The organism is Burkholderia latens (assembly GCF_902499045.1).
GTDB classification, from domain to species: Bacteria; Pseudomonadota; Gammaproteobacteria; order Burkholderiales; family Burkholderiaceae; genus Burkholderia; species Burkholderia latens.
Genome location: NZ_CABVPL010000005.1, coordinates 113,592 through 126,543, shown reverse-complemented (window position 1 = coordinate 126,543; position 12,952 = coordinate 113,592). Strand labels below are relative to the sequence as shown.

The 12,952-nt window shown below is 65.5% G+C and carries 10 protein-coding genes; 7 read left to right on the top strand and 3 right to left on the bottom strand.

Annotated elements, in window-relative coordinates:
- Positions 1 to 30: 30 nt before the first annotated feature.
- From tcuB to BSE24067_RS05650, 3 genes are all read right to left on the bottom strand, one after another.
- Positions 31 to 1,233 carry a tricarballylate utilization 4Fe-4S protein TcuB gene (tcuB, locus tag BSE24067_RS05660; protein ID WP_151062913.1) on the bottom strand — a complete coding sequence of 401 codons (1,203 nt, stop codon included), beginning with the start codon at positions 1,231 to 1,233 and terminating at the stop codon, positions 31 to 33.
- Positions 1,220 to 2,626, bottom strand: a complete 1,407-nt coding sequence (gene tcuA, locus BSE24067_RS05655) for an FAD-dependent tricarballylate dehydrogenase TcuA (RefSeq protein ID WP_151062914.1) — start codon at positions 2,624 to 2,626, stop codon at positions 1,220 to 1,222. Before tcuA ends, tcuB begins: the two co-directional genes overlap by 14 nt.
- 92 nt (positions 2,627 to 2,718) lie before the next feature.
- Complete coding sequence (locus BSE24067_RS05650) at positions 2,719 to 3,642, bottom strand: LysR family transcriptional regulator (RefSeq protein ID WP_151062915.1); 924 nt, start codon at positions 3,640 to 3,642, stop codon at positions 2,719 to 2,721.
- Between the two features lie 783 nt (positions 3,643 to 4,425).
- Here BSE24067_RS05650 and BSE24067_RS05645 point away from each other — a divergent pair.
- From BSE24067_RS05645 to BSE24067_RS05615, 7 genes are all read left to right on the top strand, one after another.
- Positions 4,426 to 7,146, top strand: a complete 2,721-nt coding sequence (locus BSE24067_RS05645; protein ID WP_151062916.1) for a TonB-dependent receptor plug domain-containing protein — start codon at positions 4,426 to 4,428, stop codon at positions 7,144 to 7,146.
- A 63-nt stretch (positions 7,147 to 7,209) separates the two neighbouring features.
- Positions 7,210 to 7,923 carry an energy transducer TonB gene (locus BSE24067_RS05640; protein WP_151062917.1) on the top strand — a complete coding sequence of 238 codons (714 nt, stop codon included), beginning with the start codon at positions 7,210 to 7,212 and terminating at the stop codon, positions 7,921 to 7,923.
- 60 nt (positions 7,924 to 7,983) lie between these two features.
- Positions 7,984 to 8,883: a MotA/TolQ/ExbB proton channel family protein gene (locus BSE24067_RS05635; protein ID WP_174904709.1), complete on the top strand. Its 900-nt coding sequence runs from the start codon at positions 7,984 to 7,986 to the stop codon at positions 8,881 to 8,883.
- A 13-nt stretch (positions 8,884 to 8,896) separates the two neighbouring features.
- Positions 8,897 to 9,322: an ExbD/TolR family protein gene (locus tag BSE24067_RS05630; RefSeq protein WP_151067540.1), complete on the top strand. Its 426-nt coding sequence runs from the start codon at positions 8,897 to 8,899 to the stop codon at positions 9,320 to 9,322.
- Between the two features lie 9 nt (positions 9,323 to 9,331).
- The gene (locus BSE24067_RS05625) at positions 9,332 to 9,760 is read left to right on the top strand and encodes an ExbD/TolR family protein (protein WP_151067538.1); all 429 of its coding nucleotides are present in this window, start codon (positions 9,332 to 9,334) and stop codon (positions 9,758 to 9,760) included.
- 96 nt (positions 9,761 to 9,856) lie between these two features.
- On the top strand, positions 9,857 to 10,990 hold the full coding sequence (locus BSE24067_RS05620; RefSeq protein WP_244130542.1) for a tetratricopeptide repeat protein: 1,134 nt from the start codon (positions 9,857 to 9,859) through the stop codon (positions 10,988 to 10,990).
- A 98-nt stretch (positions 10,991 to 11,088) separates the two neighbouring features.
- On the top strand, positions 11,089 to 12,945 hold the full coding sequence (locus tag BSE24067_RS05615) for an extracellular solute-binding protein (RefSeq protein WP_244130539.1): 1,857 nt from the start codon (positions 11,089 to 11,091) through the stop codon (positions 12,943 to 12,945).
- Positions 12,946 to 12,952 lie beyond the last annotated feature (7 nt).

The window sequence follows — 12,952 nt, the reverse complement described above, 5'->3', positions numbered from 1 at the left end:
GTGATGCCCGCCCGCTGCGCGCGGCCCGGTTCAATCCGGGCTCGGTTGCAGGCGATTGGCCTGGCGCTTTTCGATCGACGATTTGAGCAGCGCGGCGCAGCGAAAGATGCCGTGAGCGAATTTTCCGTACGGCAACGTAGCGAACAGCGCCATCACGGCACCGAGATGGATCGCCAGCAGGCACGCCATCGCGCCGGTGTCGCGCCACGCAAGCAGCGCCAGTCCCGACGCGCTCACCAGCATCAGCAGCGCGATGAAGCCGCGATCCATCGGGCGCTGCTTCGGATCGCTCCGCGCGGGGTCGCGACGCACGTTGAGCCACAGCAGGCCGGCCGGTCCGATCAGCAGGCCGATGCCGCCCGCCGTGCCGAGCAGCACGGGAACGCTCAGGAATGCATAAGGCGCGTGCAGGTCCAGAACGTAGTGATAGAACGTCGCGACCACGGTCGCCGCGAAGCACAGCATGAATCCGTAGAACGTGAAGTGATGGAACCGCCGTCGAGCGAGCGTGAACGCGTCGTCCGATTCGTTGCAGCCATCACCGTGGCCGCCATCGAGATAGGTCAGCGCGAGCGCGTGCTTGGCCGCTTCCGCGACCGCGGGTGCGCTCGCCGTTCCCGCGGACACGTCGCGCCAGAATCGCGACACGCCGATGCCGAGCGCGAGCATCGCCAGCGCGAAGACGCCGCCGAACATCACCGCGAGCAGGTTGTGCGGAAAGACCGCATAAAAGTTGCCGCCGTTCGGACCATTCAGCAGCGAGCCATGCGTTCCGATGCCGAGCAGCAGAAACAGCGCGAGCCCGGCCGCGAGGGCGAGTGCGATCGTGAGGCCGTTGCGCTGGTACAGCTTGCCCATCGACGCCGGCCAGGCATACTCGACATAGGTATCGAAGCGGACCTGCGCCATCGCCTTCGGCACGTTCACGGCGAATTCATGCGGCGGTGCGTACTGGCATGCGTGGTAGCACGCACCGCAGTTGTGGCACAGGTTAGCGAGGTAGTTGACGTCGGCCTTGGCGAAGTCGAGCCTGCGCGTCATGGCCGGAAAGACGGCGCAGAATCCTTCGCAATAGCGGCACGCGTTGCAGATACTCATCTGCCGCGCGACTTCGGCTTCGTTGTCGGTGACGGGAAGCACGCGAATGACCGCGGTACGGCTCGTGCCGTCCGATGGCCGGCTCGCAGGTGCGGGCGCCCGCGCGTCGCGAAGGCGTTCTTCAAGATTCTGCACGTTGGACTCCAGTCGATTGAGCGGCCTTCGCCGCCTGGGTGCCGGCGATACGTCCGAATGCGGTGCCGATCGACATGCCGACGCCAGCCGTATAACCCTTGCCGAGCACGTTGCCGGCCATCATTTCACCGGCAACGAACAGGTTGTCGCTCGGCCTTCCGCCGAAATGAACCTGCGCACGTTCGTTCACCTTGAGCCCCAGATACGTGAACGTGATGCCGGGGCGCAATGCATAGCCGAAGAACGGCGGTGTGTCGATCGGGCGCGCCCAGTGAGTTTTGGCGGGCGAGAGCCCTTCGGTACGACAGTCGTCGAGCGTCGTATGGTCGAAGGTGCCGATCCGGCATGCGGCGTTGTACGCGCGGAGCGTGTCGACGAACGCGTGCTCGGGCAGGTCCAGCCGGCGCGCGAGTTCCGGCAACGAATCGGCCCTGACGCCGGGAAAGACCGGCGGCATGAAGCGTCCGACGGCTTTTGCGTCGATGATCGAGTAAGCGGTCTGGCCCGGTTGCCCGGCGACGAGCCGGCCCCAGATCGCGTAGCGCTTCGGCCAGAAGTCCTCGCCCTCGTCATAGAAGCGCCGTGCGTCGCGGTTGACGACGACACCGAGCGATACGCAGTCGATGCGCGTGCAGATGCCGCCGTCGTACAGCGGCGCACGGGCGTCGATGGCGACGCAGTGCGACTGCGACGGATCGCCGATCGTGTCCGCGCCGGCGTCGATCATGGTTTTGAGCAGCACGCCTTGATTGAACCGCGTACCGCGGATCAGGAAGTTGTCGGCGGGCCACTCGCCGCGCTCGTCTTGCCCCCAGGCCTCACGCAACCATTCGCGATTGGATTCGAACCCGCCGGCCGCCAGCACGCAGCTGCGTGCGTCGAAGCGTCGTGCGCCGCTGCGCGCGGCGACGAAGCGTTCGCCGTCGAGCTCGATCGCGTCGACCGGCGTGTCGTAGCGGATCTGTACGCCGAGTGCTTCGGCGCTGCGGTAATAGGCATTTACGAGCGCCTTGCCGCCGCCCATGAAGAATGCGTTGGTTCGCGCGACGTGCAGTGCGCCGGACAGCGGCGGCTGAAAGCGCACGCCGTGCGAACGCATCCACGGACGACACGTCGACGACGCGCGAATCACCAATCGCGCCAACGCTTCGTTCGTGATGCCGCCGGTCACTTTCAGCAGGTCTTGCCAGTATTCCTCTTCGGGATAGGCGCCGACCAATACGTCCTGCGGCGCATCGTGCATGCAGCGCAGGTTGCGGGTGTGCTGGGAATTTCCGCCGCGCCATTCGCGCGGGGCGGCTTCGAGAAGCAGGACCGAGGCGCCGGCTTCGCGCGCCATCAAGGCGGCGCAGAGCGCGGCGTTGCCTCCGCCGATTACGAGAACGTCGACCATCTGAGTTGTCTCCTTTGAGACGCGACTCTACGGATCGACGCGGCATGCCGCCATCAGCAAGACGGCAACACGTCTTCAGTTTTCGTGAAGGGTTACGTGCGCAGCGTAGCGCCGGGCCAGCCGCCGGCCGCGACGATCTCGCGCGCGACGTCGGCGAGCACGACGCGCGCCGCGAGCCCGGCGGGCGACAGTTCATCGTCGGAAACGCTTGCGATCAGGTTCGGGCGCGTCGCATGCGCGTCGGCAACCGGCACGCTCGCAAGTGCGGCATTTTCGAGCCGCGCGAGCGCCGCGCCCGGTTGAATGGTTGCGCCGAGGCCGCCGCGCACCGCATCCATCAACATGGCGAGGCCGTCGACTTCGGCCGCGATGTACGGGCTGAAGCCGGTACGCGCGAACGCGGTATCGAGCAACGCGCGCAGGCCGTGCGGGCCGCTGGGCAGGATGAGCGGCAGCGCGCCGATATCGGCCAGAAAGACTTGCGGCCCGACAGGCATGTGCGGCTGGCCGGCGGCGCCGATCACGAACAGGTGCTCGTCGAGCAACGGCATGACGCTCCAGCGCTGCGCGGGTTCTTCGCGGAACAGGATCGCCAGGTCGATCTGGCGTGCGCTCAGCATCGCACCGAGGTAGCCGGACAGGCTTTCGACCATGCGCAGCCGGACATCCGGATAGCGCTGCCGCATCGCCTTCATGAACGCGAGGCCGAGCACGCCGGTGGTGCTCGGTGCGAGCCCCACGCTGACATGTCCCGACAGGCGCGCGTGACGGGCCGCAAGCGCCGCATCGTCGACGTGGCGCAGTGCGAGTTGCGCCTGTCTCCAGAATGCGAGACCGGCGTCCGTCGGAACGACGCCCGCGGACGTGCGTTGCAGCAGGCGGGTAGACAGCTCGCTCTCGAGCCGGCTGATCTGCTGGCTCAGTGCGGACGTGACCACGCCGAGCTCGAGCGCGGCCTTGCCCATGGTGCCGTGCTCGACGACGCTGACGAAATAGCGCAGTTGCCTGAGTTCCATCGATACCTCGCATAGATTCGATCGCCACATTGTCGCAGCCGGCGACGAGCCGGTGTCGAATCGCGGCGCGGTCGCGCGCGGGCTCGACGTCGGGTGTAGTGAAATCCGGCGTGTCTTCCGGCTTGGGAGCGCCGCATCTCCGCGAAACAAAAAATTCGGGATGCCGAGTGTGACCGTGTGCTCCATTGCGGCGCATTCGCGAGCGAGCGGGAAAAGCCGCCGAATAAGGAAGACAAGACGACGGTAGCGGTTGGCGATCCATATCGCTTCATTCGGCACCAACTGAGTGCGTTTAATGCACCTAAACAAAGTTATGTCGCATCAAATATTTTTTGACGCTGCGATTCTGTCCTGCTATGTTCGCGTCCAGCGTAAAACTTTGGTAGTGAACGGTAACGAAAACTCCGTGCATTAAGACTTTCAAAGCGAAAACGTAAAGCTGCTCTTCGACGCGCGACGGCCATTTCCCGGTAGTGCGTACGCTCTAATTGATGAAGCGCCATGGTGCGAATGCGCCAGGGTGCGGGTCGTCTGCAGCCGTTCGATGCCGGGAAAGTCTATTCCATGTAGTTAGGGATCTTAATTATATGGGTATGCCATTTATCGAATTTCAGATTCTTTCTTATTGGAAATGCAAGAAAGAATGTTGAAAGAAATAAGCAGGCGAATGGAATGGTTCCGAGAGTCGGATGAGGAATCGGGAAAGCGGGGCAACGCTATCGAAAGGCCGGCGAATCTCCGTGCATACAAAAAGGTCAGGCCTTGCGACGACAAAGGGGTGTTATGAAACCAACGGCTTTGGGATCGGCAATACGCAGCATCGCGTGGGCTGAAGTCGCGTTGACGGCGGCTTTGGGTACCTCGGCTTACGCGCAGACAACGCCTGTCGACGGGGGTGTCCCCGCCGAGCAAACCGGCAGCACGGCCGCGGTCGCGCCCGCGCCGGCATCCGGCGCCGCCGCGGGCGGGCAGACCGTGAAAAAGCTCGACAAGTTCGAAGTGACGGGCTCGCTGATCCGCACATCGGACAAGGTCGGCCACACCGAAGTGCAGGTCATCACCGCGAAGGAAATCCAGCAAAGCGGATACACGACGGTCGCCGATTTCCTGCGTTCGACCTCGGCCAATTCCGCAAGCAGCTGGGGCCAGACGACGATGAACAGCTCGGCCCCGGGCGGCGCCGGCATCGCGTTGCGCGGGCTCAGCGAGAAATACACGCTCGTGCTCGTCGACGGTCAGCGCGTCGCGAACTATGCGCAGTCGGTGAACTTCACCGACACGTTCTTCGATGTCAACGCGATCCCGCTGAACATGGTGGAGCGCGTCGAGATCGTCAAGACCGGGGCGGTATCCGTCTACGGTTCGGACGCGATCGCGGGCGTCGTCAACATCATTACGAAGAAGAACTTCCAGGGCCTGCAGATCGACGGCCAGCTCGGCAAGGCGCAGCATCCGGGCGACGGGCAAGGCAACTTCAGCGTACTGGCCGGCTTCGGCGATCTGAATTCGGATCGCTTCAACATCACCGCGGCCGCCAGCTATTACCGCGATTCCGGCTCGACGCTCGGCGATCGCGATATGACGTCGGCGCAAGACTTCACCCAATATCCGGGCGGGCTGGCCGCGCCGCTCGGGCCGAACCAGCAATCGTACTGGTCGCGGGCGGACGGCTCGAAGGTGCCGCTTTCGCCGTGCCCGCCGGGCAGCACCACGAGCGCGACCAATTGCACGTACAACCCGGCCGCCTCGACGTCGCTCGTTCCGTCCACGACGCGCCTGAACGCGAAGGTGCGCGCCACGTTCAAGATCGACGACAACACGCAGGCCTATGCGGGCTTCTGGGTGAGCCGCGATGAAACCGTCCAGTTGCAGGGCCCCGCGTCGATCTCGAGCACGACGAACGTCTACAACCCTGCGACCGGGTCCGTCTCGCCGGTGCCGCGCACCGTACCGGTAAGCAATCCGTATAACCCGTTCGGCGTGCCGACGGCGATCAACCTGACCTTCCCAGGCAACGTCGTGCAGGCGGACACGGTATCGACGTTCTGGATGGCGAACACCGGCGTCAAAGGCTCGTTCGACGCGGGCAGGTTCGGCGCATGGGACTGGTCGGCCGATTACGGGCACTCGCAGAGCACCGTCGATACGACGTATCGCAACCGGCTCAACGTCGCGGGCCTCGAGAACATGCTCGCCAACGGCACCTACAACTTCTCGAACCCGGCCTCCACGCCGAACGGCCTGAACGGCGTTTTCACCGACGACGATCAGCAGGCCATCTCGAAGATCGACAGCGTGACGGCCAAGGCCTCGACGTCGAATCTCTTCACGCTGCCCGGCGGCGCGGTCGGCCTCGGCGTGGGCACCGAGTTCCGCCACGAATCGTCGACGATCAACCCGCAGACGCTCGCGTCGCAGGGCGTATCGGCGCCCGCGAACGTGCAGACGGTGGAGGGCTCGCGCAACGTCGCCGCCGCGTTCTACCAGATCGACATTCCGATCCTGCGCAACCTGACGTTCACGCAGGCGGGCCGCTACGATCACTACAGCGACTTCGGCGGCGCGTATTCGCCGAGCTTTGCGCTGCGTTTTCAGCCGGTGCAGATGCTGACGACCTATGCGTCGTACAGCCGCGGCTTCCGCGCGCCGACCCTCGTCGAAAACTCGCAGGCCGTCTATCTCTCTCACCAGAACCTCGTCGATCCGAACGATCCGAGCGGTGTGCCGACGAAGCACTTCACGACGGAGCAGGTCGCGGGCAATCCGAACCTTCAACCCGAGCACACGAAGAACTACAACATCGGCTTCCAGCTTTCGCCCGACGCGACGACCGATATCGGCGCGGCGTTCTACAAGGTGCGCATCGACGGAGTCATCGGCACCGACGATCCGAACGCGGTGCTCGTCGCCAACGATCCGTCCCGCGTCGTGCGCAACGCCGACGGCTCGGTGCGTTACCTCGTTCAGAAGTTCGTGAACCTCGGTGCGCTCGACACCGACGGTTTCGATCTCAACTTCCGCAAAGCGGTGCGCACCAAGTACGGCACGTTCACGCTGGCGGGCGACTGGGCTTACGTTTGGCACTTCAAGCTGCACAGCCCCGGCGCCGCGCCGCAGGACTTCGCCGGCAACAACCTGGCGCTGCTGCAGCCGTTTGGCGCGAGCAACCCGCGCTGGAAGGGCAATACGAGCCTGAGCTGGGACTACCGGCAACTGACCACCACGCTGACCTGGCAATACACGGGGCCCTATACGAACGCCGTGGCCGCGGAATTCGGCGACGGCGGCACGGGCTCGGTGGCGTCGTACAGCCAGTTCAACCTGATGTTCAACTACCGCGGCTTCAAGCATTGGACGATTTACGGCGGCATCACGAACCTCTTCGACAAGAAGCCGCCGTTCGACGTCGAGTGGCAAGCCGTGCCCGACATCACCGGCTATGACCAGTCGCTCTACACGGACCTCGGCCGCTTCTTCCAGATCGGGGCGACGTACCGGTTCTGACGGCGACGCAGCCGCCAGGTGGCAACCGGTCCCGGCGCGCGGCCCGCGCCGGGACGACGAAGGATGGGTATGAAAGTGGAAGGACAACTCTCAGCTGTTACCTCGGCGCCGGCCAAGCCGCCGCGCATCGCGCAGTTCGGGCGAAAACAGGCGAGCTCCGCGCGGCGCTTCGGCGGCATTGCTGCCGTCGTCGCCCTGCACGTGGTGCTCGTATGGGCGCTCGTCAACGGGCTCGCGAACAAGGTGGTGCACGTGATTCAGCGGCCGATCGAGACCAGGATCATCGAGCCGGTCAAGCCGCCGCCGCCTCCGCCGCTGCCGGTCGTGCAATTGCCTCCGCCGAAATTCGCGCCGCCGCCGCCGCCGTTCGTGCCGCCGCCCGAAGTGCCGGTGCAGGCGCCGCCGCAGCAGACGATCGTTCATCAGGCCGCGCCCGCACCGACTCCGCAGGTTGCGCCGCCCGCGCCGCCGGCGCCGGTGCAGCCGGTCAAGCCCGCGCCGGTGCAGACGGCCATTTCGGTCGTATGCCCGAATTCCGATCAGATCCGCGGCTCGATCGCGTATCCGAAGGAGGCACAGGAGAACGGGGAGACGGGTGACGTGGTCATCGAATTCACCGTCGATCCGCAAGGGCACGTCGCCAACGAGCGCGTCGCGCAATCGTCCGATCACGACAGTCTCGACAGTGCGGCGTTCAAGGCCGTCAAGCGCTTCAACTGCATTGCCCAGGGGCAGGCCGTGCGCGTTCAGGTGCCGTTCTCGTTCAACCTGAACTGACGCTTCGGGCCGCCCGCAACCGCCGAACTAAATTTGAATCGAATTGGACTGGAGCAGAACATGAGCAAACGCATTCTTGCCGCTTTCGTTACGAGCATCCTCATCAGCGTGGCCGCTGTCGGCACGAGCGTCGTCCCGCGCGTCGCCTACGCACAGGCGAGCGCGGCCACGGCCGGCACGCCGGCGCAAGCCGCGCCCGCGCCGCAGTCGGCGGCGGCGCAACCGGCCCCCGACGCGGCGCCGCCCGCGGCCGCCGAGACGGTCACGAACCCCTACGGGCTCGGTGCGCTCTGGAAGAACGGCGACTTCGTTGCGCGCTTCGTGTTGCTGCTGCTCGTGGTGATGTCGATGGGCAGCTGGTACATCATGGTCACGAAGTTCGTCGAGCAATACCGCGCCAACCGCCGCGCGCGGCACGCCGACGACAATCTGTGGGCCGCGCCGTCGCTGGCCGAGGGCGTCAAGCAACTCGACGAGGCTTCGCCGTTTCGCTTCATCGCGCAAACGGCGATCGAGGCGGGCGAGCATCACGACGAGGCGCTGCTCGAAGCCGTCGATCGCAACACGTGGATCGACGTCTCGATCGAGCGCGCGACCACGAGCGTGTCGAATCGCCTGCAAGACGGGCTCGCGTTCCTCGCGACCGTCGGCTCCACGTCGCCGTTCGTCGGTCTCTTTGGCACCGTGTGGGGGATTTATCACGCACTGACCGCCATCGGCATCGCGGGGCAAGCGTCGATCGACAAGGTCGCCGGGCCGGTCGGCGAGGCGCTGATCATGACGGCGATCGGCCTGGCCGTCGCGGTGCCGGCCGTGCTCGGCTACAACTTCCTCGTTCGCCGCAACAAGTCGGTGATGGAGCGCGTACGGGCTTTCGGCGCACAGCTGCACACCGTGCTGCTCGCGGGCGGAAGACGTGCGGCGCGCGCCGGCTTGAAAGCTGCGAACGCAGTCAACTGAGCGGGGTGACGCCATGGCAATGCGCGTTGGCGAAGCGGAAGGCGAAGACGAAGTCATGGCGGACATCAACACGACGCCGCTCGTCGACGTCATGCTGGTGCTGCTCATCATCTTTCTGATCACGATCCCCGTCGTGACTCATACGGTACCGATTCAGTTGCCGAAGGAAACGGTGCAACCGCTCCAGACCACGCCCAGGAGCGTCGAAATCGCGATCAATCGCGATGGCGAGTTCTTCTGGAACGAAACCCATGTCGATGCGGCGTCGCTGCTCGAACGCCTGAAGGCCGTCTCGGCGATGACCCCGCAACCCGACGTGCATATACGCGGCGACGAAGGCACGCGCTACGAATTCATCGGGCGCGTGGTCACGGCATGCGAGCGGGCCGGCATCGGCAAGGCTTCATTTATCACGCAGCCGCCGGCGCGCGGCGGCTAGGAGGTGACGATGGGAATGAACGTATCTTCGCGCTCGGGCGGCGGCGAGCCGGAAGTGATGGCCGACATCAACACGACGCCGCTCATCGACGTGATGCTCGTGTTGCTGATCATGCTCATCATCACGATTCCGATCCAGATGCACGCGGTAAAGATGAACTTGCCCGTAGGCAACCCGCCGCCGGCCGCGTCGCCGCAGGTCGTGCAGATCGATATCGACTTCGACGGCACGATCACGTGGAACGGGGCGCCCGTCACCGATCGCGGTGCGCTCGAGACGAAGCTCGCGCAGGCGGCTGCACAACCCGTGCAGCCCGAGATTCATCTGTTGCCGAACAAGCTCGCACCGTACAAGGTCGTTGCCGAAGTGCTCGCAGCGGCCGAGCGCGAAGGCGCGACGAAGATCGGCCTCGTCGGCAACGAGCAGTACATGCAATAGGGAACGGGAATGCGAACGAACTCTCGACCTCTCGGCCGGGCGGCCGCAGCGACGGCGACGGCGACTGCGGTGCTCGCCGCCGTTGCGCTCGCCGCGATGTGGCCGGCACAGGCGCGCGCGGCCGATACGCTGCGGCCCGAGCTCGCGAAGCCGCTCAATGCAGCCCAGGAACTCTACCGTGCCCGCAAGTACAAGGATGCGCTCGCGAAGCTCGACGCGGCCGCGGCCGTAGCGAACAAGACGCCCTACGAGGTTTCCGTGATCGAGCAGATGCGCGGCGCGGCAGCGATGGCGGCCGGCGACAACGCCACGGCCGCTCGCGCGTACGAATCGTTGCTGAGCGGCGGGCGCCTGTCGGGCCAGGACGAGGCGCGCATCGACGCGGTGCTCGCCGGCATCGAGTTTCAGCAGCGCGATTACGCACACGCGATCGCGACCGGGCAGCGGTATCTGAAGGCCGGCGGCAACGATCCACAGATGCGGCTGCTGCTTGCGCAGGCCTACTATCAGTCCAACGACTTCGGCGGCGTCGTGAGGACGCTCAAGCCGGCGATCGACGGCATGGTGCGCGCGGGCCAGGCGCCTGACGAAGGGCAGCTTCAGTTGCTCGGCACCAGCGCGCAGCGCGCGAAGGACGATGCGGCCTACCGCAGTGCGCTCGAAGCGCTCGTTGCCTATCATTCGAAGCCCGTCTACTGGAACGATCTTTTCGCGGCTATCCGCGCGAAACCGGGCTACTCGTCGCGGCTCGACCTCGATCTGTACCGACTGCGCCGCGCCACCGGTTCGCTTGCCACCGCCGAAGACTATATGGAAATGACGCAGCTCGCGCTCGTCGCCGGCACGCCGGCCGAAGCGAAGCAGGTGATCGACAAGGGCTTTGCGGCCGGCGTGCTCGGTCGCGACGCACAGGCCGAGCGCGAAAAGCGGCTGCAGGCGCTCGCGGCCAGGCGCGCCGCGGCGCCTGACGACGGCGCGCAACCGGTTTCCGCCATCGACCAGGCATTCAATCGGGTCTTCGCGGGCCAGACCGCAGACGGTATCGCGGCCATGCAGGCGGCGATCGCCAAGGGCGGACTCGATCACGCCGACGAGGCCCGGCTGCATCTGGGCATCGCCTATTACCTCGGCGGACAGAAAGCGCGTGCGCAGCAGGCGTTCAACGCGGTCAAAGGCACGGACGGGGCAGCCGATCTGGCGCGGCTGTGGCTGCTGGTTGCGTCGAAATGATTGCGCGCGCAACGTTCGTCGATACCGCCGCGGCGCAGCCCTTTCGCCGTGCTACGAGGCGCTGCGCTGCGGGCACCGCGTTCGCTCGTGCCGTCGCGATGCTCGCGATCGCGGTGCCGGCAACTGCCGTATGGCCGGTATCCGCCCGCGCGGCCACGGCGATCGCGCAATTCGGCACCCCGAAGTACGCGTCCGGCTTCACGCATTTCGACTACGCGCAGCCCGATGCGCCTGCGAACGGCGAACTGGTGTTCACCAACTACAACGAGCAGCAAAGCTACGACTCGATGAACCCGTTCGTCGTTCGCGGTCAACCGGCGCCCGACGTACGCAATCTCATGTTCGATACGCTGATGCAGCGCAGCTGGGACGAACTCGCGAGCGAGTACGCGCTGATCGCCGACGACGTCGAAGTAGCCGCCGATGGCCGCTCGGCGACGTTCCACATCAACCCTGCCGCCCGCTTTTCGAACGGCGACGCGATCACGGCTGCCGACGTGAAATATTCGCTCGAGATGCTGAAAAGCCCGGGGGCGTCTCCGTTGTACGCGTCGCAATTCGCCGCGATCCGCCGTGCCGAGGTCGTGGACCGCCTTACCGTGCGATTCGATTTCGTCGATGCATCGCGCGCGTCGGTGCTGATCGCGGGAGATCTGCCCGTGTTTTCGCCGAAGTGGGGCGCGCGGCCGGACGGCACGCGCGTGCCGTTCGATCGGATCGCGACGGAACCGCCCATTGCGAGCGGCCCGTACCTCGTCGAGTCGCGCCCGAACGACAAGACCATCACGTATTACCGAAACCCCGCATATTGGGCATCGGCGCTGCCGTCGCGGCGCGGCATGTACCGCTTTCGCCGCATCACGTTCAAGCTGTACCTCGACCACTACACGCAGCTCGAAGCGCTGAAGGCCGGAGATTCCGACGTGAACGTCGAGTACAGCTCCACACAATGGGCGCGCAAGTACGTGGGCCGGAATTTCGACAACGGCATGCTGAAAAAGGCGATGTTTCCGGATGGACCGCCGCAGATGCAGGGCTTCATCATCAATACGCGCGAGCCGAAGTTCAAGGATAGGCGCGTGCGTGAGGCGCTCGCGCTCGCGTTCGACTACGACTGGATGAACCGGATGATGTTCTACGGCCAGTATCGCCGGCTCGGCAGTTTCTGGCAGGACAGCCCCTTCGGCGCCACCGGCATCCCGAATGCCAAGGAGCTCGCACTGCTCGCGCCCTATCGCGCGTCGTTGCCGCCCGCGGTATTCGGGCCGATGGTGCAGCCGGCCGGCACGTTGCCGCCGGGCTCGTTGCGTGCCAACCTGCGCCGCGCGCGCGAGCTGCTCGCCGAGGCCGGCTGGCATTTCTGGGACGGCGCGCTGCGCGATGCGACCGGCACGCCGATGACGATCGAGATCATCGACGACCAGCCGGGCATGGATCGGGTCATCGTGCCCTACACGCAGGCGCTGCAGACCCTCGGCATCGACGCGCACATGCGCGAGCTCGACAGTGCGATCTACGAGAAGCGACTCGACAACTTCCAGTTCGACATGACGACCTATATCTATCCGCCCGTGACGATTCCCGGCATCGAGCTCGAGCGCCGTTTCGGGAGTGCGGCGGCGTCGCAGCCCGGCTCCGAAAACTATCCGGGCATCCGTTCCGCGGCTGTCGACGCACTCGTGCGCGCGGCCGTTTCCGCCACGACGCTCGACGATCTCGCGGCCGCCACGCGCGCCCTCGATCGCGTGCTCGTGAACGAGTATTACCTCGTGCCTCAGTACTACATGCCGCACGCGCGCATCGCCTACAAGTCCGCGCTCGGCCATCCGCCGGTCGTGCCCGACAGCTATCAGTACGAGGACTGGGTGATCGACTATTGGTATCGCCGCCCTTCGGCGGTCGCGAACGTTCCGCCGGCGGCGGCGCACGCGGGGCCGGTCGCCCGCGATCGATGAGGACGCC

Bases quoted from the DNA above. Each gene is read 5' to 3' on its own strand.
- BSE24067_RS05620 (WP_244130542.1), top strand. From the start codon at position 9,857: ATGTGGCCGGCACAGGCGCGCGCGGCCGATACGCTGCGGCCCGAGCTC.
- BSE24067_RS05645 (WP_151062916.1), top strand. From the start codon at position 4,426: ATGAAACCAACGGCTTTGGGATCGGCAATACGCAGCATCGCGTGGGCT.
- BSE24067_RS05625 (WP_151067538.1), top strand. From the start codon at position 9,332: ATGGGAATGAACGTATCTTCGCGCTCGGGCGGCGGCGAGCCGGAAGTG.
- BSE24067_RS05630 (WP_151067540.1), top strand. From the start codon at position 8,897: ATGGCAATGCGCGTTGGCGAAGCGGAAGGCGAAGACGAAGTCATGGCG.
- BSE24067_RS05650 (WP_151062915.1), bottom strand. From the start codon at position 3,642: ATGGAACTCAGGCAACTGCGCTATTTCGTCAGCGTCGTCGAGCACGGC.
- BSE24067_RS05635 (WP_174904709.1), top strand. From the start codon at position 7,984: ATGAGCAAACGCATTCTTGCCGCTTTCGTTACGAGCATCCTCATCAGC.
- BSE24067_RS05640 (WP_151062917.1), top strand. From the start codon at position 7,210: ATGGGTATGAAAGTGGAAGGACAACTCTCAGCTGTTACCTCGGCGCCG.
- tcuA (WP_151062914.1), bottom strand. From the start codon at position 2,626: ATGGTCGACGTTCTCGTAATCGGCGGAGGCAACGCCGCGCTCTGCGCC.
- BSE24067_RS05615 (WP_244130539.1), top strand. From the start codon at position 11,089: ATGCTCGCGATCGCGGTGCCGGCAACTGCCGTATGGCCGGTATCCGCC.